The 21,578-nt window shown below is 70.0% G+C and carries 20 protein-coding genes and 1 riboswitch; of the genes, 11 read left to right on the forward strand and 9 right to left on the reverse strand.

Annotated features, from left to right (window positions below):
- Window positions 1–21 precede the first annotated feature (21 nt).
- Window positions 22–2,205 carry an MMPL family transporter gene (locus tag M4V62_RS29965; protein WP_249590297.1) on the forward strand — a complete coding sequence of 728 codons (2,184 nt, stop codon included), beginning with the start codon at window positions 22–24 and terminating at the stop codon, window positions 2,203–2,205.
- A 77-nt stretch (window positions 2,206–2,282) separates the two neighbouring features.
- On the opposite strand, the gene M4V62_RS29970 is transcribed toward M4V62_RS29965, so the two are convergent.
- The 5 genes from M4V62_RS29970 to M4V62_RS29990 form a co-directional block, all read right to left on the reverse strand.
- Window positions 2,283–3,278, reverse strand: a complete 996-nt coding sequence (locus M4V62_RS29970; protein ID WP_249590298.1) for an NAD-dependent epimerase/dehydratase family protein — start codon at window positions 3,276–3,278, stop codon at window positions 2,283–2,285.
- Between the two features lie 84 nt (window positions 3,279–3,362).
- On the reverse strand, window positions 3,363–3,965 hold the full coding sequence (locus M4V62_RS29975; protein WP_249590299.1) for a winged helix-turn-helix domain-containing protein: 603 nt from the start codon (window positions 3,963–3,965) through the stop codon (window positions 3,363–3,365).
- Window positions 3,966–4,357: 392 nt separating this feature from the next.
- Entirely contained in the window at window positions 4,358–5,377 is a 1,020-nt protein-coding gene (gene glnII, locus M4V62_RS29980) for a glutamine synthetase (protein ID WP_283779117.1), read from the reverse strand.
- 167 nt (window positions 5,378–5,544) lie between these two features.
- The gene (locus M4V62_RS29985; RefSeq protein ID WP_249590301.1) at window positions 5,545–6,015 is read right to left on the reverse strand and encodes a hypothetical protein; all 471 of its coding nucleotides are present in this window, start codon (window positions 6,013–6,015) and stop codon (window positions 5,545–5,547) included.
- A 155-nt stretch (window positions 6,016–6,170) separates the two neighbouring features.
- Entirely contained in the window at window positions 6,171–6,539 is a 369-nt protein-coding gene (locus M4V62_RS29990; RefSeq protein WP_249590302.1) for an arsenate reductase family protein, read from the reverse strand.
- A 143-nt stretch (window positions 6,540–6,682) separates the two neighbouring features.
- Between M4V62_RS29990 and M4V62_RS29995 the strand changes: the two genes are divergently transcribed.
- From M4V62_RS29995 to M4V62_RS30005, 3 genes are all read left to right on the forward strand, one after another.
- Window positions 6,683–6,988 carry a hypothetical protein gene (locus tag M4V62_RS29995; RefSeq protein WP_249590303.1) on the forward strand — a complete coding sequence of 102 codons (306 nt, stop codon included), beginning with the start codon at window positions 6,683–6,685 and terminating at the stop codon, window positions 6,986–6,988.
- A 69-nt stretch (window positions 6,989–7,057) separates the two neighbouring features.
- Complete coding sequence (locus M4V62_RS30000; RefSeq protein WP_249590304.1) at window positions 7,058–7,978, forward strand: alpha/beta hydrolase family protein; 921 nt, start codon at window positions 7,058–7,060, stop codon at window positions 7,976–7,978.
- 129 nt (window positions 7,979–8,107) lie between these two features.
- Window positions 8,108–9,478, forward strand: coding sequence for a DUF2252 domain-containing protein (locus M4V62_RS30005; RefSeq protein WP_249590305.1), 1,371 nt, complete (start codon window positions 8,108–8,110; stop codon window positions 9,476–9,478).
- Window positions 9,479–9,493: 15 nt separating this feature from the next.
- On the opposite strand, the gene M4V62_RS30010 is transcribed toward M4V62_RS30005, so the two are convergent.
- Entirely contained in the window at window positions 9,494–10,636 is a 1,143-nt protein-coding gene (locus M4V62_RS30010; RefSeq protein WP_249590306.1) for an HAD family hydrolase, read from the reverse strand.
- Between the two features lie 195 nt (window positions 10,637–10,831).
- On the opposite strand from M4V62_RS30010, the gene M4V62_RS30015 reads away from it, so the two are divergent.
- The 5 genes from M4V62_RS30015 to M4V62_RS30035 all read left to right on the forward strand — a co-directional run bounded on the left by M4V62_RS30015 (window position 10,832) and on the right by M4V62_RS30035 (window position 15,317).
- Window positions 10,832–11,698, forward strand: a complete 867-nt coding sequence (locus tag M4V62_RS30015) for an AraC family transcriptional regulator (RefSeq protein WP_249590307.1) — start codon at window positions 10,832–10,834, stop codon at window positions 11,696–11,698.
- A gap of 5 nt (window positions 11,699–11,703) precedes the next feature.
- On the forward strand, window positions 11,704–12,153 hold the full coding sequence (locus tag M4V62_RS30020) for a VOC family protein (protein WP_249590308.1): 450 nt from the start codon (window positions 11,704–11,706) through the stop codon (window positions 12,151–12,153).
- Between the two features lie 7 nt (window positions 12,154–12,160).
- Window positions 12,161–12,346: riboswitch (cobalamin riboswitch) on the forward strand.
- 66 nt (window positions 12,347–12,412) lie between these two features.
- On the forward strand, window positions 12,413–13,483 hold the full coding sequence (locus M4V62_RS30025) for an ABC transporter substrate-binding protein (RefSeq protein ID WP_249590309.1): 1,071 nt from the start codon (window positions 12,413–12,415) through the stop codon (window positions 13,481–13,483).
- On the forward strand, window positions 13,480–14,511 hold the full coding sequence (locus tag M4V62_RS30030; protein WP_249590310.1) for a FecCD family ABC transporter permease: 1,032 nt from the start codon (window positions 13,480–13,482) through the stop codon (window positions 14,509–14,511). Before M4V62_RS30025 ends, M4V62_RS30030 begins: the two co-directional genes overlap by 4 nt.
- A complete protein-coding gene (locus tag M4V62_RS30035) occupies window positions 14,508–15,317 on the forward strand; it encodes an ABC transporter ATP-binding protein (RefSeq protein ID WP_249590311.1) in 810 nt (269 codons plus the stop codon). The genes M4V62_RS30030 and M4V62_RS30035 overlap by 4 nt, the downstream gene beginning before the upstream one ends.
- Window positions 15,318–15,319: 2 nt before the next feature.
- Here the strand turns inward: M4V62_RS30035 and M4V62_RS30040 are convergent, their stop codons facing one another.
- Window positions 15,320–16,123: an MBL fold metallo-hydrolase gene (locus tag M4V62_RS30040; protein ID WP_249590312.1), complete on the reverse strand. Its 804-nt coding sequence runs from the start codon at window positions 16,121–16,123 to the stop codon at window positions 15,320–15,322.
- Window positions 16,124–16,295: 172 nt separating this feature from the next.
- Here M4V62_RS30040 and M4V62_RS30045 point away from each other — a divergent pair, with 172 nt between their 5' ends.
- Window positions 16,296–16,913: a CGNR zinc finger domain-containing protein gene (locus tag M4V62_RS30045; protein ID WP_249590313.1), complete on the forward strand. Its 618-nt coding sequence runs from the start codon at window positions 16,296–16,298 to the stop codon at window positions 16,911–16,913.
- An 89-nt stretch (window positions 16,914–17,002) separates the two neighbouring features.
- Here the strand turns inward: M4V62_RS30045 and M4V62_RS30050 are convergent, their stop codons facing one another.
- On the reverse strand, window positions 17,003–17,761 hold the full coding sequence (locus M4V62_RS30050) for an alpha/beta hydrolase family protein (RefSeq protein ID WP_249590314.1): 759 nt from the start codon (window positions 17,759–17,761) through the stop codon (window positions 17,003–17,005).
- A gap of 333 nt (window positions 17,762–18,094) precedes the next feature.
- On the opposite strand from M4V62_RS30050, the gene M4V62_RS30055 reads away from it, so the two are divergent.
- Window positions 18,095–19,873: a hypothetical protein gene (locus tag M4V62_RS30055; protein WP_249590315.1), complete on the forward strand. Its 1,779-nt coding sequence runs from the start codon at window positions 18,095–18,097 to the stop codon at window positions 19,871–19,873.
- 130 nt (window positions 19,874–20,003) lie between these two features.
- Here the strand turns inward: M4V62_RS30055 and glnA are convergent, their stop codons facing one another.
- Entirely contained in the window at window positions 20,004–21,413 is a 1,410-nt protein-coding gene (gene glnA, locus M4V62_RS30060) for a type I glutamate--ammonia ligase (RefSeq protein WP_249590316.1), read from the reverse strand.
- Window positions 21,414–21,578: the final 165 nt, after the last annotated feature.

The raw sequence follows: 21,578 nt of genomic DNA on the forward strand, positions 1-21,578 counted from the left end.
TACTTATGGGGGCGAAACGCCATGAGGCCAAACCTCGCGGCACGACTCGGCGTGTGGAGCGCACACCATCGCAAGACGGCCATCCTCGGTTGGCTGCTCTTCGTCGTGCTCGCCACGACCATCGGCGGGGCCTCGGGCATGGTCACCGCGTCCGACGACGAAATGGAGGTCGGCGACGCGGGCCGGGCCGCGACGATCCTCAAGGACGCGGGCGTCGAGGAGCCCGCGGGCGAGCTCGTCATGGTCAGTTCCAGGACGGCGGACGGCTGGCGGGGCGCGGCGAGCGACCTCTCCAAGGCCTTGAAGGCCACCGGCGAGACCCGGGAGATCCAGGCGCCGCTGCCCTCCGATGACGGCAAGGACGGACTGCTCCGCTTCGAGATGAAGGGCAAGTCCGACGAAGCTGCCGACCGCGTCCAGCCGGTGCTCGACGCGGTGCAGAAGGCCAAGGACGAGGGCGCCGCGAACGGCATCGCCGTCTACCAGTTCGGCGACGCCAGCTCCGAGAAGCACCTCGGCGACCTGCTCTCGGACGACCTCACCAGGGCCGAGTTCACCGCGGTGCCCCTCGCGCTCGGCATCCTCCTGGTCGCCTTCGGGGCCGTGGTCGCGGCGCTGCTCCCGGTCGGCCTCGCGCTGACCGCGTGCATCGGGGCCTTCGGCCTGCTCTCGCTCGCCAGCCACCAGCTGCACCTGTTCGAGACGACGTACTCGGTGATGTTCCTGATGGGGCTCGCGGTCGGCGTCGACTACTGCCTGTTCTACCTGCGGCGCGAGCGGGACGAGCGGGCGGCGGGGCATGACGCCGAGACGGCGCTGCGGATCGCGGCGGCCACCAGCGGGCGGGCCGTGCTGGTCTCGGGCCTCACGGTGATGGTCGCGATGGCGGGCATGTTCCTGTCCGGCCTGCTCCTCTTCAAGGGCTTCGCGGTCGCCACGATCCTGGTGGTGTGCGTGGCCATGCTGGGCTCGGTGACGGTGCTTCCCGCGCTGCTCTCCGCACTCGGCGACCGGATCGACGCCGGCCGCATCCCGTTCCTGAACCGCAAGGGCAAGAAGGGCGCGCACGCCAGCGGCGGCATCGCGGGCAAGCTCCTGCGGCCCGTCCTCGCCAAGCCGAAGTTCTTCGCCGTCGGCTCGGCGGTCCTGCTCCTGGCGCTCGCGGCGCCCGCGCTCGGCATGAAGACCGAACAGCTGGGCCTGGAGAAGCAGTTCGGCTCGGACGCCCCGCTGTCGGTCTCCTTCCGGGAGATCACCCAGGAGTTCCCGGGCGGCCCCGCGCCGGCCCGGGTCGTCGTCAAGGCCGACGACATCGGGTCCAAGGAGATGCGCGCCGCGCTGGCCGCCGTGGTGCGGGACGCGGGCAAGGGCGCCGAACTCACCGTCCACAAGGACGCGGGCGTGGCCGAGATCGACGTACCGCTGCCCGGTGACGGCAGTGACGCGAAGTCGAAGAAGGCGCTCGGCGAACTCAGGGACGACGTGGTCCCCGCGGCCTTCGACGGCCTGGACGCGGAGGCCTACGTCGGCGGAGACCTCGCCTCGTCCGAGGACTTCAGCGACCAGCTCAGCAAGGGCATCGTGCCGGTGTTCGCCTTCATCGCGGCGGTGACGTTCCTGCTCATGCTCTTCAGCTTCCGCTCGGTGGTGATCGCGGTGACGTCCATCGCCCTCAACCTCCTTTCGGTGGGCGCCGCCTACGGCGTGATGACCGCGGTCTTCCAGCACGGCTGGGGCGCGGAGCTGATCGGCTCGGAGCAGGTGGGTGCGATCGAGAACTGGATGCCGCTCTTCGTCCTCGTGGTGCTCTTCGGCCTGTCGATGGACTACCACGTCTTCGTGGTCTCGCGGATCAGCGAGGCGCGGAGTCGGGGCCTGGACAACCGCGCGGCGATCCGCGAGGGCATCACGCGGACCGCGGGCGCGGTGACGGGTGCGGCCGTGATCATGGTGGCGGTCTTCGGGGTCTTCGGCACCCTGTCCATGCAGGACATGCAGCAGATGGGCGTGGGCCTCGGCGTGGCGGTCCTGCTGGACGCGACGGTCGTACGGATGGTGCTGCTGCCGTCCCTGATGACGCTCCTTGGCGAGCGCAACTGGCGTACGCCGCGGGGGCTTTCGTGGCTTCCTCGCATCTCTCATGGCGAGGCGCCCGCAGCAGCGGGGCAGCCTGAGCCCCGGCCGGTTCCGTCGGCCACGGTGTAGCTCCGCTGGGGGCGCGGTGATCTGCGGGCCGGCTGTGGCTGGTCGCGCAGTTCCCCGCGCCCCCGCCTTGTCTCCCGCTAAAGCCCCAGCGCCTTCGCTTCCTTCTCCGGGGCCAGGCCCACCACCGGGCGGTCGGGGCGCTGCGGGGCCACTCCGCCGATCGACCGGAGCCAGGCCCATGTGTCCGCGACCGTCTCCGCGACCGGCCGCGCACGGAGCCCCGCGGCCGCCGCCTTCTGTGGCGACGTGCGGTGCATGGAGTCGTGCATGTCGCCCGGCGGGGCCCACACCGGCAGCTCCATCCACGGCTCGATGCCGTGCTCGGAGATCACCGAGGGGTCGGTCCACCGCAGCTCCACGTCGTCCGCGCCGGCCACGGCCACGCACGCCTTCAGTAGCTCTTCCGTCGTCGTGTGCGCGATGGGGGAGACGATGTTGTACGGGCCGTGCAGACCCGCGAAGGCCGCGTCGAGAACCCACTCCGCGAGGTCCCGCGCGTCGATGTACTGGAGGTCCAACTCCTGTGGCCCCGGGGCCAGTACGGGACCGCCGCGGGCGACGCGATTCAGCCACCACGGAAGCCGCCCGATGTTCTCGTACGGACCGAGGATCAGCCCCGCACGGGCGAGCACCGTGCGCTCGGCCCCGAACTCCGCGAGCGCCGCGAGCTCCCCGCCCCGCTTGTCCTCGGCGTACGCCACCGCGTCCGCGCCGGGATCACCCTCGACGAGAGGGTGGTTCTCGTCGGAACCCGCCGCGATCGGCCATTGGTACACGGAGACGCTCGACACGTACACGTACCGCCCCACCCGCCCCGAGAGCAGCCGCGCCGACTCGCGCACAGCCCGCGGCGCCCCCGACCAGGTGTCGACGACGACGTCCCACTCGCCGTCGGAGGCAGCGAGCGCGTCGAGGCCGCCCTCCGCCGTACGGTCACCGAGCAGCGACACCGCACCCGCGGGCGCCTCATGGCGACCGCGGTGGAAGACCGTCACCTCCCAGCCGCGCGCAAGGGCCGACTCGACGACGGCCCGCCCCACGAACTCCGTACCACCCAGCATCAGAAGTCTCATGCCGACGACTCTGCACGCCGGGAGCCGCCCGGGGAACAGGTTTCTGCTAGTGGCAGAGCCCGGCCCCGGGCGGAAAGTCCGAGGTCAGCGGGTCGTCGGCGGTGCGTACTTGTAGCCCACGCGCCGCACCGTCTGGATCGTCTGACGGTGGTCGGCGCCGAGCTTGCGCCGCAGCCGCGCGATGTGGACGTCGACGGTGCGCCCGTCGCCCACGTGCCCGTACCCCCACACCGTGGTCACCAACTGGTCGCGCGTGTGCACCCGGTGGGGGTGGGCGACGAGATGGGCGAGCAGCTCGAACTCCAGGTACGTGAGGTCGAGTTGGCGGCCGTCGACGTCCGCCGCGCGCTGCACGGTGTCGATCCGGACAGGCCCGCCGGAAGCGGGCCCCCGCGCCTGACCGGCGGGCGCGGCGGGCTGCAGCGGCTCGGGCTCGGCGGCGGCGGCGTGGGGCTCCTGCCCGGCCGGTACGAGGACCAGGTAGCCGATCATCGGCGGCTGGCCCGGCAGCGTGGGCAGCGTGTGCTGGGGCGCGGGCAGCCAGGTCGCGCCCGGCGGCAGGAAGTCGGTGATCTGCACCACCTCGTCCGGGGCGACGGCCCGCAGCCGCCCCCGGCCGGGGCTGGTCAGGGGCGTGGCGGTGGCAGTGGAAGCGGTGGACGCCGAGAAGGTACGGGAGTTCGCCATGGAGGTCAGCTCTTTCGCGCGGAGGAGTCGTCAGTCGTCGAGGACGTACGTACGTCGTGCGCGTCAGGCGAAGGCCGGGTGAACGGCTTTAGAGGGCCTGCGCGTTCCTCGCGCGGCAACACACCCGGTCGAAGTCATGGTGCTGACGGGAAGGCCAGAACGGCTCGAGGTCGTGGTGACGACCCGTCGCGGTGTTCCCGTAGCTGCCCATGACCCCATTGAAGCAGATGGGAGGGGCCGCGGTCGTTCCCTCTCGCACGCTGATACGCCTCCTTGGACAACCCTTGGCGTGAATTGGTCCCTCCGGTCCCGCCTGCCGAAGTCCCGCATGCCGAAGGGGGCGCCCACCGGTCCGGCGGGCGCCCCCTTCGAAATCCCGCGGACGGGCGGGGTCAGACCTGGCCGGCCTTCTCCAGGGCGGTGCAGCACGTGTCGACGAGCAGCCGCGTCACGACGTACGGGTCGACGTTCGCGTTCGGGCGGCGGTCCTCGATGTAGCCCTTCTGCTCCACCTCGACCTGCCACGGGATGCGGACCGAGGCGCCGCGGTCGGAGACGCCGTACTTGTACTCGTCCCACGGGGCGGTCTCGTGCAGACCGGTCAGGCGGTCGTCGATCCCGGCGCCGTAGTTCTTGACGTGGTCGAGCGGCTTCGAGCCCTCGCCGAGGGACTCGCAGGCGGTGATGATCGGCGCGTAGCCCTCGCGCATCGCCTTCGTCGAGAAGTTCGTGTGCGCGCCCGCGCCGTTCCAGTCGCCCTTCACCGGCTTCGGGTCGAGGGTGGCCGACACCTTGAAGTCCTCGGCGGTGCGGTAGAGCAGCCAACGGGCGATCCACAGCTGGTCGGAGACCTCCAGGGGCGCGAGCGGGCCGACCTGGAACTCCCACTGGCCCGGCATGACCTCGGCGTTGATGCCGGAGATCCCGAGGCCCGCCTTGAGGCAGTTCTCCAGGTGCGCCTCGACGACGTCACGGCCGAAGATCTCGTCCGCGCCGACGCCGCAGTAGTAGCCGCCCTGCGCGGCCGGGAAGCCGCCGACGGGGAAGCCGAGCGGGCGGTCGCCCTCGAAGAAGGTGTACTCCTGCTCGATGCCGAAGATCGGCTCCTGCGAGGCGAAACGGTCCTCGAGCTCGGCGAGCGCGGCACGGGTGTTGGTCTCGTGCGGCGTCATGTCCGTGTTGAGGACCTCGCACAGCACGAGTACGTCGTCGCCGCCGCGGATCGGGTCGGGGCAGGTGAAGACCGGCTTGAGTACACGGTCGGAGGCGTGACCCTTGGCCTGGTTGGTGCTGGATCCGTCGAAGCCCCAGTTGGGGAGCTCCGCGCCGTCCGCCATGATCTTCGTCTTCGAACGGAGCTTGGCGGTCGGCTCGGTGCCGTCGATCCAGATGTACTCAGCCTTGAAGGTCACGGGGGCCATCCTTTAAATGCTCGGTACGGCGCAGAACGTGCGGGTGCTGCGGTGCCGTGGTGATGCGGGCAGCCTGCCAACGGGCGATTTCCCGTCCATTGCTCGAATGTGAACCCCGTGTTACCTGCGGTGCGTGTGGCTCACTTCACGTCCCGCGTCATGACCGGTCACTTGATGACGGCGTTGGCCGCCGCGATGAGCAGCCCGATCGCCGCGTCCGCCAGGCCGAGCAGCACGGCCGAGCGCCGCCGGTAGCCCGCACGGAGCGCGGCGAAGGTGCCCCAGGCGAGGAGGAGGGCCGCGTTCAGGAGGAGCGCGGTGTAGGTGACGGGCGCCTCGGGCCAGCCGAACGTTCCCGCGAGCAGCAGCAGCCCCACGGTGGGCCAGCAGGCGACCACCACCGGCCACTCGTCCATGAGCTCCCACGCCAGTTGCCGCCACCGGTGCAGGCCCGATCCCGGGCGGTGCGTGGACATGTGGTGCGCGTATCCGTGCGCGAGGGCGGCGGTGCCCGCGGTCACCATGATCCAGGCCGCGTCGTAGTAGGGCGTGTAGGCCTGTGCCTCCGAGTGCAGTGCCGCGATCAGCGCGCTCGCGAGGATCGTGCCGTATACGCCTCCAGCGGTCAGGTTCCGCACGGTGCGCTCCTCTCCGTTCCCCGGATCCGTCGTCCGGCCGGCGGCGTGTGGAGTGCCCAACGCTATGGAGGCATATGTAACGGTTTGACGGAGATGGCTCATCGGTCGGCAGTCATCTGCCCCGGGCTCGTCCCCGCACCGGCGGGCATCGGTGGCTACCGGGACAGCGCGTCCCGTACCGCCTCCTCCGTGCGCCCCACCACGGCGGTGCCGTCGTCGGCGGTGATGATGGGGCGCTGGATGAGCTTGGGGTGCTCGGAGAGCGCCGTGATCCAGCGGTCGCGGCCCGAGGCGTCGCGCGGCCAGGCCTCGCGGTCCTTCAGGTTCAGCTCCTTGGCGGCGTCCTCCTGGGTGCGCGTGATGTCCCACGGCTCCAGGCCGAGCCGCTCAAGGACGGCGCGGATCTCGTCCTCGGTGGGCACGTCGTCGAGGTAGCGCCGGACGGTGTAGTCGGCACCCTCCGCGTCGAGCAGCGTGAGTGCGCCGCGGCACTTCGAACAGGCGGGATTGATCCAGATCTCCATGCCGCACACGCTACCCGCGACCCATCCGTCACACCGCCTCAAAGGCCGTCTGGCCAGCGGCGATTGTCAGTGCCCGGCGGTAGAATTGAAGCAATGTTCGAGGGTTCCCGACGGGGGTTCCTGATCGCGACAGGAGGATGCCTGTGCCCGCTGCCGCACTCACATCTAAGTCGAAGCGCAACGCTTCCCGGCCCGTGTTCATCGACCCGACGTACGCACCACTGGAGAAGCGACCGCTCCCCGCGGGACGGCCGCGCGAGTGGTACATCACGCACAACCGGCGCCTGAAGGCCATGCGCCTGGCGATAGCCCTGCTCGACTCGGGCGTCTATCTGGCGAACCAGGCCAACAACATCAGGATCCGGAGCATGGCGGAGGAGGTGGGAATCCACCCGCCGTCGGACATCACCTGCCACATGGTGCGCGCCCTGATGCGGTACAGCCGCTGAACTTCCGCGCGGACGCGTACGGGTGGGGGCCGGCGGTCCCCGCCCGTACGCGTGGTTCATGCTGGCCGCATGACTCAGCCGGAAACCGCGCCCGCCCAGCAGGAGCCAGCAGGCGAGCTGCCGCTGCTCGTCACCGCTCAACTCCCGGACGGGGCGCGGTTTCCCGTCCGCGGCCTGCGCGGGAGCGGGGCCACGTCCCACCCCGCGCCGGCCGTCCTGATCCTGCCCGCCATGGGCACCCCGGCCCGCTACTACCGCGCGTTCGCACGCCAGTTGCACGCCGAGGGGCTCACCGCCCTGACCGTGGACATGCGGGGGCAGGGGGAGAGCACCCCGCGGGTCACGGACGCGGACGCCGTCGACCACGGCTACCGCACGATCGTCGAGCAGGACCTCGTGGCGGTCATCGAGGCGATACGGACCGAACTGGGCCCGGAGCCCGCCCTGTACCTCCTCGGTCACAGCATGGGCGGCCAACTGGGGCTCGTGCACGCCGCGTTGGGGATCGGCCCCGGAGTCGACGGAGTCGCCCTCGTCGCCTCGGGCTCCGTCTGGTTCCGCGCGTACGGTCCCCTGCGCGGGCCCCTGCTGCTGATCGGCGAGCTGTTCGCCGCGGCGGCGTCGACCCTGCTCGGCCGGTGGCCAGGGGTCAGGTTCGGCTTCGGCGGCAACCAGACCAAGGGGGTCATTCGCGACTGGGCACGCCAGGGGCGCACGGGCCGCTACTCGTCCCCGGGCTCCCCGCACGACTACGAGGCGGCCCTGCGCACCCTCGGCCTGCCCGTCCTCGCGGTCTCCGTGGACGGCGACACCTGGGCCCCCGCACCCGCTCTCGACCACCTCGTCGGCAAGGTGCCGGGCGCCCGCGTCACGCGCGTCCAGTACTCCACCCAGGAGGCGGGCGGCCGTCTGGACCACTTCGCGTGGACCCGGGCGGGCGGGGCGCTCGCCAAGAAGGTGGCGGCGTGGGCGGTCGCGGGCGGAAGCTGAGGTCCCGACACACGTGCGGGGACAGTTCACCCGTTCGGCGTACCCGGCATGCGTACGCGCCCGTGGCGGCATTGGCTGCTCCTGACGGGAGGCTGTAGCGGGGCTGCCGACGGAGAGGGGAGCGGGGCGATGACCACTCCGGACGAGCGTGCCCGGCAGGGCAAGGCTGCCCGCAAGCGCGCCTCCCGCTCCTCGCACGGGGCCTGGATACCCTCCGCCGACCGCGCCGACCCGGTGGCCGTCCTGGAGCGGCAGGGCGCGGGCCGCGTACAGGAGCTGCTGCCCATCCGGTACTCCCGCATGGCCGCGTCCCCGTTCTCCTTCCTGCGGGGCGCCGCCGCCGTCATGGCGGGGGACCTCGCCGTCCAGTGGAACACCGGGCTCACCGTCCAACTCTGCGGCGACGCGCACCTGTTGAACTTCGGCCTGTACGCATCACCGGAACGCGCCCTGCTCTTCGACCTCAACGACTTCGACGAGACCTGCCCCGGCCCCTTCGAGTGGGACGTCAAACGCCTGGCCGCGAGCATCGCCGTCGCATCCCGCGACAACGGCCACCCGGAGCGCGGAGGACGCGAGGCGTGCCTCGCTGCGGTGGCGGCGTACCGCACGTCGATGCGGCGTCTGGCGAGGCTCGGCGAACTGGCGGTCTGGTACGAACGGACCGACGCACAGGCCCTGTTGCCCCTCATCCGCTCCACCCGCCACCGCAAGCGCGTGGCGAGCACCCTGGACCGGGCCCGCCGCCGCACGAGTCTCCAGGCGCTCGGCAAACTGACGGAAGAGGTCGAGGGAGCGGCGGGAGGGCGCCGCATCATCCACGACCCGCCACTCATTCAACCGGCCGGCCCCACCGAACTCGCGGCCGTGCGCAAGATCTTCGGCGACTACCGCTCCACGCTCTCCGAGGAGCGCCGGCTCCTCCTCGACCGCTACCACTTCGTGGACGCGGCGCGGAAAGTGGTGGGCGTGGGCAGCGTCGGCACCCGCTGCTTCATCGTGCTCCTCGCCGGGCGCGACGCCGACGACCCGCTCTTCCTGCAGATCAAGGAGGCGGTCCGCTCGGTCCTGGAGGAGCACCTCCCCGCGGGTCCGTACGTCCACCCCGGGCACCGCGTGGTCGCGGGCCAGCGCCTCCTCCAGGCGGCGAGCGACATCTTCCTCGGCTGGATGACGGGCCCCCAGGGCCGCGCCTTCTACTGGCGTCAGCTGCGCGACATGAAGGGCTCGGCGGACGTCGAGGCCATGTCCGCAGCGGAGCTGCGCTCCTACGCCGGGCTCTGCGGCACGGCCCTGGCCCGCGCCCACGCACGCTCCGGCGACCGCATCGCCATAGCCGCCTACTTGGGCGCGTCCGACACGTTCGACCGCGCCCTTGCGGACTTCGCGCTGCGCTACGCCGCACAGAACGCCCAGGACCACGCGGCCCTGACCGACGCCATCGCCTCGGGCCTGGTGAACGCCGCAGGCCCGGACGCCGCCGGCGGCGTCCGGGCCTGATCCGAACGAGAGACCCTAGCGGATCTCGTCCGGGACCACCGTCAGCCACCGCTTGTCGGCGGTCACCTTCTGGCCGAGCTCCCGCTGCCGGTCGGCGTTCTTCTTCTTCATGCCGTCCAGCTGCTTCATGTAGTCGTCCTTGCGGTTGACCCAGACCCGCGCCCCGCCGTGCTCCACGTCCGCGGAGTGGAACAGCATCGGGCCGTCGCTCGCCGGGGTGTCGCCCGCCACCAGGACGGGCTTCTTCCACTCGTCGATGTACGTGTTGATGGCCGCGGGCTTGCCCTGGAACCAGGTCATCGGCGCCCACAGGTTCGGCGTCAGCTCACGCCCCGCGAGCTTCTTCTCGTCGAAGCGGCCCTCCGCGATCTCCTTGCGGGAGCTGGTGACCTCGCCGGTCTTGCGGTCCTTGAGCTGCAGGCCGACGCCGATGACGTTCTCGGGCTTCACGTCGTAGCCGTACTTCGGGTCGGACAGGACCATCCGCACCAGGTCCTCGCTGGCCGCGCTGACGACGTAGACCTCGATGCCGTGCTTCCGCAGCGACTTGTGGAGCTCCTGCATGCCGGTGAAGAACTCGGGGGTCTTGACCTCGGTCTTCGTCAGCTTCCCGTCCTCGTAGTACTCGGCGGGGATGGGCTTGTCGTGGGCCAGGAGCTCGTCGACGTACCCCTTGAGCTCCTTCAGCGTGAAGCCGGAGAAGATCTGCGCGGCCCACGGGTAGCAGACCTGGTCGTCGACCTCGCAGAGCCGGTTGTAGTAGCTGTAGAGGCTCTCCTTGTGCTTCGCCGTGTCCTTGAAGGGGATGATCTTCAGCGACGGGTCCATCGACTTGCGGGTCAGCACCCCCTTCATCTCCAGGAAGGGCAGGAGGGACTCCTCCAGGTCGTTGCGGTAGGTCGTGTTGTCCGCGTCGAAGACGGCGTACGCGCCCTTGTCCTCGTTCTTCGCGATGACCTTGCCCAGCTTCTTCGCGACCGGCTCGGGCCAGTGCGCCAGCTCGGTCGCGATCTTCGCCGAGGACTTCGCGGTCTTCGCTGAGGCGTCCGCCGCCGTCGCGTCCGTGCTGGGCCACAGCGCCGTCCCCGCGAGGACGGCCGCGGTGAGCGCGCCCGCCGTGCCGAGTACGGCCAGCTTGCCCTTTGCCTTTACTGCCATGCTTTTGTGCCCCCTGAGAGCGGTCTGCGCCCCGTCCGGAGCGGCGGGTCATCGTATGAGGTCGGGCGGCGGATTCCCATGATCGACATCACCGGACGCGGCGGGCATGGGAAGCGCGCCCGCGGGTAGTCGCGTCGGACGCCCGTCAGGCGTGAGGGCCTGCTCCGGAGCCGCGCCCATCGCATACTGGAAGGCATGGAGACCGTCTCCCGGGAGTTCGTGCGGGCCGCTCCGCGGCTCGACGGCATGGTGGTGTCCGCCGTCGGCTACCGCACGGCGGGGGAGAACCCCGGATTCCACCGCGGCCTGCCGTCCCCGTATCTGACGCTGATCTTCTCGCTGGACGGCCCCGTCGTCACCGGCGAGAGCCCCGAGCAGGCGGGCGGCCCCGACGCGTCCCGCACCGACATCGTCGTCGGCGGCCTGCACCAGTCCCCGGCGTACGTGGTGCGGCCCGAGCACGAGGCGGGCATCCAGCTCGCCGTGCACCCGCTCGCCGCCCGCGCCCTGTTCGGTGTACCGGCGGCCGAACTGGCCGACGACCTGGTGACGTCCGGCGCCGACGTGATGGGGCGCCGCGCCGCCGACGTACGGGAGCTGCTGTGCGAGCAGGGCGGCTGGGAGGAGCGATTCGCCTCCCTGTCCGCCTACTTGAGGCAGCGCGTGGCCGCCGAGGACACCGCCGGATCCGTACGCCCGGAGGTCGCGGAGGCCTGGGCCTGGCTGGCCCGGCACCGGGGCGTGGGCACCCTGCGCGGTCTCTCCCGGCACGTCGCGCTCAGCGAACGCCGCCTCACCACGCTCTTCCGCGCGGAGACGGGCCTGAGCCCCAAGCAGGCGGGACGCCTGATGCGCTTCCAGCGCGCCCGCGGCGCCGTCGCACGCTCGGTGGCGGCCGGCGTCGCTCCCGATCTGGCCCGCGTCGCCGCCGACTGCGGCTACTACGACCACTCCCACCTGGTGCGGGACTTCCGGCAGTACACCGGGGTGAGCCCCAGCGGCTGGCTGGCCGAAGAGTGCCGGAATATCCAAGCCGGGAGCTATGGCGGGGGCGAAGAGTAGGACCCATGAACACCACCGAGAAGCAGCAGCAGTCCCCTCCCGCCTCCGCCGGGCGCGCCCCCGCCGTCTGGCCCACGCTCCAGGCCCATGACGCCCCGGCCCTGATCGACTTCCTGGTCGGCACGGTCGGCTTCCTGCGCACCGCCGTCTACGAGGACGGCGACCGCGTGGCGCACGCCGAGCTCGACTGGCCCGAGGGCGGCGCGATCATGCTCGGCTCGTACGACGAGAAGTCCGAGGCCTGGTGCCTGAAGCCGGGCACGTTCGGGGCGTACGTCGTCACCGACCATGTGGACGACCTCTACCGGCGGCTCACCGTCGCCGGGGTCGAGATCATCCGTGAGATCGAGGACCAGCCGTACGGCAGCAGGGAGTTCGCGATCGCCGACCCCGAGGGCAACAAGTGGTCCTTCGGCACCTATCGCGGGGCGCCCAGGCCCGACAAATCGACCTGACCTCGCGTGATAGCTTGCGAACGCCAGTCAACCCACACCAGGGCCAGGGAATCCGGTGCGAATCCGGAACTGACGCGCAGCGGTGAGGGGGAACGGGCGGGGCCACGGCCACTGGGCGTCCACGGACGCCTGGGAAGGCGCCCCGCCCGGATGATCCCCGAGTCCGAAGACCTGCTGGCACCTTCGCTCGCGCACCGAGCGGCGGAGGTGACGAAGCAGGCCAGGCTCCGCGTATGAGCCGTGAGACTCAAGGGATCGTGTGTCCTCCACAGCCCGTCGTGTACGTATATCCGGCTTTCTCGCCACAGCCCTGGCCCTCACCCTGAGCGCCTGCGGCTCGCCGGGCGGCTCCTCGGACTCCGCCGGCTCCTCGGATTCCTCGGCCGAGAAGGCCGGTGGCTACCCGCTCACCCTCACCTCCTGCGGCAAGAAGGCGGAGATCAAGGCGCCGCCGCAGCGGGCGGTCTCCCTCGATCAGGGCTCCACCGAGATCCTGCTCTCGCTCGGCCTCGCGGACCGCATGGCAGGCACCGGCACCTGGACGGACCCGGTTCTGGGGGGCCTGGAGAAGGACAACGCCAAGGTCGAGCGGCTCGCCGACAGCTACCCCTCCTTCGAGAAGGTCCTCGCCGAGGAACCGGACTTCGTCACCGCCTCCTTCCTGGCGACGGTCAGCAAGGGCGGCGTCGCCGACCGCGCCAAGTTCGCCGAACTCGGCGTACCCGCCTATGTCTCGCCCTCCGACTGCGCGGGCAAGGACAACAGCGGCGACGGCGACGGCCGCCGCGACAAGACGCTGACCATGGACACGGTGTACGGCGAGATACGGGACCTGGCCGAGGCCTTCGGGGTCGAGAAGCGCGGCGAACGCCTGATCACGGAGCTCAAGGGCCGGGTGGCGAAGGCCAAGAAGACCATCAAGGTGAGTGAGGCGTCCGACACGACGCTCCTCTACTGGTTCGCCAACTCCGACGCGCCCTACATGGCGGGCTGCTGCGGCGCGCCGGGCATCATCACCCGCGAACTGGGCGTGAAGAACGTCTTCGACGACACCCGCGAGGAGTGGCCCCAGATCAACTGGGAGACGGTGGCCGACCGCGACCCGGACGTCCTGGTCATCGGCGACCTCACGCGCAAGTCGCAGACGGCCGAGAGCGCGAAGAAGAAGATCGAGTTCCTGGAGTCCAACCCGGTCACCAAGAACCTGACCGCCGTGAAGAAGAAGCGGTACGTGCTCCTGAGCGGCCAGGCCATGAACCCGACGATCCGCACGGTGGACGGCGTGGAGCAAGTCGCCGACGCCTTGCGCGAGTTCGGGCTCGCCAAGTGACGGGAGCCCTCACGGGCGGCCTACGGCAGACCCTGCTCTGGACGGCCGGCGTCGCCGCCCTCGCCCTCTCCGTGGCGGTGGCCGTCACCATCGGCCCCGCGGACATCTCCGTACCGGACGTGTGGTCGGCGGTGGCTGCGCACCTCGGCTGGGGCGAGGCCACGCTCACGCCCATCCGGGACGGCATCGTCTGGAACCTGCGCATGCCGCGCACGCTCCTCGCGGCGGTCTGCGGCGCCGGCCTCGCGGTCTGCGGAACGGTCCTCCAGTCCCTCCTGCGCAACCCGCTCGCCGACCCCTTCGTGCTCGGTGTCTCCTCGGGGGCTTCCACGGGCGCCGTCGCGATCGTCGTCCTGGGGGTCGGCGGGGGAGTGGTGTCGATCTCGGCGGGCGCCTTCGTGGGGGCCGTGTTCTCCTTCGCCCTCGTCCTGCTGCTCAGCCACACCCTGGGCGGGAGCGCCGACCGGCTGGTCCTGTCCGGGGTGGCGGCGATGCAGCTCTTCTCCGCGCTCACCTCGTTCGTGATTCTCACGGCGGGCGACGCGGAGACGACGCGCGGCGTCCTGTTCTGGCTGCTCGGCTCGTTGAGCGGGGTGGGCTGGACGGACGTGTGGATGTGCGGGGCGGTGCTCCTCGTGTCCCTCGCCATCTGCCTGGCGCACGCCCGCACCCTGGACGCGTTCGTGTTCGGCCAGGACGCGGCGGCGACGCTGGGGGTCCGTGTCGCCCGTACCCGGCTGATCCTGCTCTCCGTCACGGCCCTGCTCACGGCGGCCCTGGTCAGCAGCGCGGGCGCCATCGGCTTCGTGGGCCTGGTCCTGCCGCACGCGGCCCGCGCCCTGGTCGGCTCCGGGCACGCGAGGCTGCTTCCGGTCACGGCGCTCGCGGGCGCGGTGTTCCTGGTGTGGGTGGACACGCTGGCCCGTACGGTCCTCGACCCGCAGGAGGTGCCGGTGGGTGTGGTGACGTCCCTGATCGGCGTCCCGGCGTTCGTCCTGGTCCTCTACCGCACCCGGAAGACGACATGACTTCACGCTCGGACAGCACGCACACTCCTGCCGAACCCGGCCTGCGCGCCGACCGGGTGACCAGAGAGGCCGGCGGCCGCCTCATCGTCGACGGAGTGACCCTGGCCCCGCCCCCCGGAGCCACGGTCGGCCTCCTCGGCCCGAACGGCTCGGGCAAGTCCACGCTCCTGCGCATCCTGGCGGGCGTCCTGGCCCCCGCATCGGGAGTGGTCACCCTGGACGGCCGACCGCTGCGGGACGTGGGCCGCCGCACGGTGGCACGCCGGGTGGCGGTGGTGGACCAGGACGCCACCACGCAGGTCGAGCTGTCGGTGGAGGAGGTCGTACGCCTGGGCCGCATCCCGCACCGCAGGGCGTGGTCGCCCGCCACGCCCCAGGACGACGAGGCGGTGCGCGAGGCCCTGACCCGCACCGGTCTCGCCGACCGGTCGGGCCAGTCCTGGCACACACTCTCCGGCGGTGAACGCCAACGGGTCCAGATAGCAAGGGCGTTGGCCCAGACCCCCCGGGAGCTCCTCCTGGACGAACCGACCAACCACCTGGACATCCAGCACCAGTTGGACCTCCTGTCCCTGGTGGCGGACCTCCCCCTGACGAGCGTCATCGCCCTGCACGACCTGAACCTGGCGGCGATGTTCTGCGACCACGTACTGGTCCTGCGCGAGGGAGTGGCGTACGCGGCGGGCACGCCGGGCGAGGTGATCACGGAGGAGCTGATCGCGAAGGTGTACGGGGTGAGGGCGGTGGTGACGACGGCGGACGACGGCCCGCAGCCGCGCCCGTCGATCCGCTTCCTACGCGCCTGAGTTCATGCCAGACGCAGACGGTCGGCGAGACCGGCGGCGGCGAAGGCGGACACCAGCTCGTCCCGCCCCTCGGTGAAGTGGGCCCAGCTGTCGAAGTGGACGGGGACGACCCGGCGCGCCCCGAGGATCCTCGTGGCCTCGGCTGCCTGGGCGCTGTCGAGGACGATCGGCGCGCCGTCGAACAGGACGGGGAAGCGGGGAGCACCGGCGAAGAGGACGGCGGTGTCCACCGGGCCGAACCGTGCGGCGGTCTCCTCGACCGCGCCGAGTGAGGCGTTGTCGCCGCTGACGTAGACCGTGGGCAGGCCGTCGCCGGTCAGGACGAAGCCGACGACCTCACCGGCGATCGGTTCGACGTCCTCGCGCCTGCCGGGACCGTGGACGGCGGGCACGCCCGTCACGGTGACCTGTCCGCCGCCGGGCCTCTCCAGCTCGACGGACTCCCAGTCGCCGAGTCCCTTCACCTTGGTGCCCAGGCTCTCGCGCAGGCGGCGCCCGCCGCCGGGAGTGGTGAGGGTGAGCGGTATGCCGGCGAGCAGGGCCCGGCCCGAGGTGTCGAGGTTGTCGGGGTGTTCGTCGTGCGAGAGCAGGACCACGTCGACGGGGCCTAGGTCGTCGGGGGAGCCCGCGGCGGGCGCGGTCTTGGTGAGGGCGGGGCCGGCGGGGGCGGGGTAGTCGCCGGGTGCGTCGAAGGTGGGGTCGGTGAGGAATCTCAGACCGCCGTACTCGAAGAGGGCGGTCGGGCCGCCGAAGACGCGTACGGGGATCTGCTGGTCGGTCGTGCCGGTCGTGCCGGAAGCAGCCATGAAAGAAACACACACCTCACGGATGGGGACCTCACGAATGAGGCCTCACGAATGAGGGCCTCACGGATGGGGCCTCACGGATGGGGCCTCACGGATGGGGACCTCACGGATAGGAGACTTTCTATCCGTGATGAACCGTAGCTGTTTCTCACGGATGAAGGCAAGGCGTACCATGAGGCTCGTGAAGGAGACCGTAGAAACCGCGACCGCCGAACCGGCACCGCCGCCCGCGCCGGGCGCGGAGCAGTACGTGGCACTCGACTTTGCGAACAGCGCCCTCGCCCTGCCCGGCGGCCAGTTCACCGACCTCCTCGGCACCCCGGCGGACGCGAACCGGTGGCTTACCGAACGCGACCTGGCCCCGGCCGACGCGGGCCTCCAGGAGATGTGCACGGCACAGCTGCGGACCCTGCGGGAACAGATCAGGTCCCTCCTGGCAGCGCGGCTCGCGGGCTGCGCACCCCCGGCGAGCGCGCTGTCCGCCTTGAACGAAGCCCTGACCAGAGCGCCCGCGGCCTCCCTGCTGCACTGGGACCCCGCCCGCGGCCTGTACCGCGCGGCATCCCACCCCACGACCCAGATCGTCGAACACGCCCTGGCAGCGCTGGCCGCCGACACCGCGGACCTCCTGACGGCCCCGGAAGCGGACCGCCTCACGGCCTGCGGCTCCCCACCCTGCAACCGCTACTTGCTCCGCCACGGCCGCCGCCACTGGTGCTCGACCCGCTGCGGAGGCCGGGCCCGCGCGGCCCGCGCCTACGCACGACGCGCGCAGCCGAAGGCGGACTGAGGGCTCGGGGCAGACGCAAGCAGCGAGGGCCGCTGCCTCCCACCGGAGGCAGCGGCCCTCGCTGCTTGCGTCAGAGCTGGAGATGTCGCCTAGCGGGGCCGTGGCTCGTCGAGGTACTGGTCGGCCCAGGCGCTGATGATGTGAGCGGCCCGTTGCGCCTGCCCTCGCGCGGTCAGCAGATGGTCGGCGCCTTCGAGCGAGATGAAGCTTCGCGGGTGCCGTGCCTCCTGGAAGATCTCCGCGGCATTGGAGATGTCGACGGTGGAGTCGGTGGGCGAATGCGCGACGAGGAGCGGAAGGTCCACCTCGCCGATCCGGTCGCGCAGGTGAGCCCGGCGCACGTCCTCGACGAAGGCGCGCTTGAGAACCAGAGTCCTCCCGCCGACGAACCACTCGTGCGCACCGTCACTGAGGACCTTCTCCAGGACCGAGTCGTACTGCAGCTCGACGTGACTGGGATCGACGGGCGCCGCGATCGTGGCCAGCGCGCGCAGGCCGACGATCTCGCGCGCGGCTGCGATCGCGGCGGCACCTCCCCACGAGTGCCCCACCAGCAAATCCACCGGAGTCCCTCGCTCCGCCATGAAGGCCGCGGCACGGACGGTGTCCTGCACCTTGACGGTGAAGGAACCGTCCCCCCAGTCGCCCTCGGAGTCACCGATCCCGAGATTGTCGAAGCGCAGCATGCCGATCCCCTCGCGCGCCAACTGCTTGCAGACGCGCGAGGCGGCCGGCGACTCCTTGCCCAGGGTGAATCCATGCGCGAAGAGCCCCCAGCCCCGGATCTCGCCCTCCGGCAGGTCGATCACCCCGGCCAGCTGGGGGCCGACGACGCTCGGGAATCTCACTTTTTCGTTCTTCATCTGCGGTGCTCACCTAGGCAGGGACTGATCGTGGGGCAGGGAGACGAGAACGACACTAGCCGGTGCCGGCACGAGACCAACAGAACAGCGGGCCGCCTCCCCGTTCCGGGAGACGGCCCACTGCCCATGCTGACGCGGTGTCGGGCTCAGGCCGGGGGGCACCATCCGAGCAGCAGCAGCCCGCGTGCCAGGAGACCGACTCCGAGTTGGTGCTGCCGGTTGGAGTCGCGCGCTCCGGCCCGCAGTCTTCCCTGGGCCCGCGACAACGGCTTCCTCATTCCACGAAAGGTGTCAGAGGTCGCTCGTAAGCTCTGGAGCATGGGGAGCACTGGAATTACTGAAGCCGATGTCGACAAGGCGATGACCGTCGTCGAGAGCAGCAGACAGTCACTTCGGCGGGATGATCCCGCCGTGCAAGCACTTGCCGCAGCAGTATCCGTGCAGCGTCGCTTACAGGGAGAGGGGGCTGTCACGGACGACGAACTGCTAGGGGCGCATGACAACTTGCACTCAAGGATGCCGTACCGGCACGGGGGCTACCTGGAGATGCTGGCCGACGCGCTACTGGCCCGCGGGATAGTGCCCTCGCCCGGCGACTACGACGGTGACTGGTGGCTGTGGTGGCCCAAGAAGGGCCATGGGCCGTGTCGTGACTGCCGACAGCCTCGCTCACTGACACGCTACTCCGCCAAGTGGGGCAAGCCGTACAGATACTTGTGCGCACGCTGCCGCAAACAGGAATTAGCAGACGATACGGCGTATCTCAACAGCGTCACCGGGGTCACCCCAGAGGAAGGTGAGTCCGCCGAATCGCTCTTCACAAGACGTACGGCAGCTCTCGTCGGCCAATTGGGCAGCCAGGCGGCAGCAGCACCTGAGAAGCAAGCAGGTCGCCCGAGTGCCGAACAGTGGGGCGAGTACGTAGACCGGCTCATGGAAGTACTCGGCTCGCTCGACTGGGCCGGCTGGGCGATCCCGGACGAATACGATTCGGACTGGGATGCCGAAACCGGCCCGATGCTCTTCGCCACGCTGTGGCGTACCGGTGCCGCGCTAGACGTCGAGTACTACCCGCATGAAGGCCGGCTCCGGCTTCTTCCCTACGAAGACGTATGCGGCGACTTCCCGGAGTCCTTTGCCGCACTCGATGAAGAGGTCGAAATCGCGATTTCCCGCGAGGGCGACGAAGCCGTCACGGCAGTTCAGCATCGAGCCGGCGCGTTGGGATTGCTCGATGCAACTCGCGTCCGTGTGGTGGAAGGGGCTGATCCGGAGGCCGCGGAGGCGTTCGGAGCTGAGTCGCTCCGGTCCCTCTTCAGCCCGGCAGCCTCGTACCGGAAGATCCCCGTTGCCGACATTGTCAAGGAAGCTCTACAGCACCCTGATCTCAGCACCTATCTGCGCTGGGTTGTCGGTATGGCAGGCCGCGACGTGCACCCGGATCCGGTCCCCGATGCGGCGGCTCTGGGTATCGCGGCGTGGTGCTGGCGCAATGAAACGGCTGTGGAGGCTCACCACCTTCCCTCGGACGTGCAGATGGCTCGAGTGAACATCGCGGTGACTCGCGCGGTGCTGCCCCATGTCTGCCCGTACGAAGGTATCGACTGGGACGGGATCGAGCAGTCACTGACTGATGCAGACTGGGAACTCCCAAACGGTCGGACTGTCTCCTCCCTGTTCGGCGACGGGTGGCCGGAGGTGCAGTCGACGGTGCGCGAGCAGATCCGGAAATGGCAACGCCTCGACAGTGAACTTCTTGGTCCGGATACCACTTTGAGGCTGATGACGATCGGGGGCTCGACAAGCTACACATGTCACTGGTGGGGCCAAGGGCGCTGGCGCGCGATCTGTGAAGAGATCGTCCGCGATGCTGTCGAAGCTGGTTTCACGCTGCCGCAACCGTACGACTGCCGTGGTTCTGCTGCTTTGATCGACGACTTGGAACACCCTGACATGCAGTCCGACGCAGTGCTGGACTGGCTTATCGACATGCCCGAAGCCTCCGTTTCAGGGCCTCACGGATTGCGCCACCATCCAGCTACCCAGCCGCTCGTGCGCGAATACGATCCGTGGTGGGCGACGCCGGAGGAAGACTGACTCCGCAATCATCGGCAGTAGCCCAGTGCCCCTACCAGCAGAACGAGCGTCTACCTCCAGCAGAACCTGCTGGAGGTAGACGCTCAGGGAGCCCTTCGGCCGACGGCTTACCGAGTTCGAGCTCTACTTTCTAGATGTCGAAGTACAGCTCGAACTCATGCGGGTGCGGCCGCAGCTGGATCGGGGCGATCTCGTTCGTGCGCTTGTAGTCGATCCACGTCTCGATCAGGTCGGGGGTGAAGACACCGCCGGCCAGGAGGTACTCGTGGTCCGCCTCGAGGGCGTCGAGGACGGCCGGGAGGGAGGTCGGGACCTGGGCGACGCCCGCGTGCTCCTCGGGGGCCAGCTCGTAGAGGTCCTTGTCGATCGGCTCCGGCGGCTCGATCTTGTTCTTCACGCCGTCCAGGCCGGCCATCAGGAGGGCCGAGAACGCCAGGTACGGGTTCGAGGACGGGTCGGGCGCGCGGAACTCGACGCGCTTGGCCTTCGGGTTCGAGCCCGTGATCGGGATACGCATGGCGGCCGAGCGGTTGCGCTGCGAGTACACCATGTTGACCGGCGCCTCGAAGCCCGGGACCAGGCGGTGGTACGAGTTCACCGTCGGGTTCGTGAAGGCGAGCAGCGACGGGGCGTGCTTGAGGATGCCGCCGATGTAGTAGCGGGCGGTGTCCGAGAGGCCCGCGTAGCCCTGCTCGTCGTAGAAGAGCGGGTCGCCGTTGGCCCACAGCGACTGGTGGACGTGCATGCCCGAGCCGTTGTCACCGAAGATCGGCTTCGGCATGAAGGTCGCGGTCTTCTCGTTGCGCCAGGCGACGTTCTTCACGATGTACTTGAAGAGCATCAGGTCGTCGGCCGCGGCGAGCAGCGTGTTGAACTTGTAGTTGATCTCCGCCTGGCCGGCCGTGCCGACCTCGTGGTGCTGGCGCTCGACCTGGAGGCCGTTCTTGTCCAGCTCCAGGGAGATCTCCGCGCGGAGATCCGCGAAGTGGTCGACCGGCGGGGCGGGGAAGTAGCCGCCCTTGTAGCGGACCTTGTAGCCACGGTTGTTCTCGACCGCACCGGTGTTCCAGGCGCCCGCCTCGGAGTCGATGTGGTAGAAGCTCTCGTTCGCCGACGTCTGGAAACGGACGTTGTCGAAGACGTAGAACTCCGCCTCGGGGCCGAAGTACGCGGTGTCCGCGATGCCGGTGGACGCGAGGTAGGCCTCGGCCTTCTTGGCGATGTTGCGCGGGTCACGGCTGTACTGCTCGCCCGTGATCGGGTCGTGGATGAAGAAGTTGATGTTGATGGTCTTGTCGCGGCGGAAGGGGTCGACCCGGGCGGTCGACAGGTCCGCGCGCAGCGCCATGTCGGACTCGTGGATGGCCTGGAAGCCGCGGATCGACGATCCGTCGAAGGCCAGCTCCTCGTCAGGGTCGAACGCCGCTGCCGGGATCGTGAAGTGCTGCATCACTCCGGGCAGGTCGCAGAACCGGACATCTACGAACTTCACGTCCTCGTCCGCGATGAACTTCTTTGCGTCGTCGGCGTTCTGGAACATCCAACTCCTCCTACTCCCGGCCCCCAGGCGGGGACGGGGTTGCAGCTCGTTGTGCGGCCAGTGCGGTGGCACACGCTGGGACCCGACCATAGGGACGGGGGATTTCTCAAGCATGACCCATTTGTTTCGCCGAAGTTAACCGAGCCGGGTTCGAGCCGGGTGTCA

Source organism: Streptomyces durmitorensis, from assembly GCF_023498005.1.
Lineage (GTDB): Bacteria > Actinomycetota > Actinomycetes > Streptomycetales > Streptomycetaceae > Streptomyces > Streptomyces durmitorensis.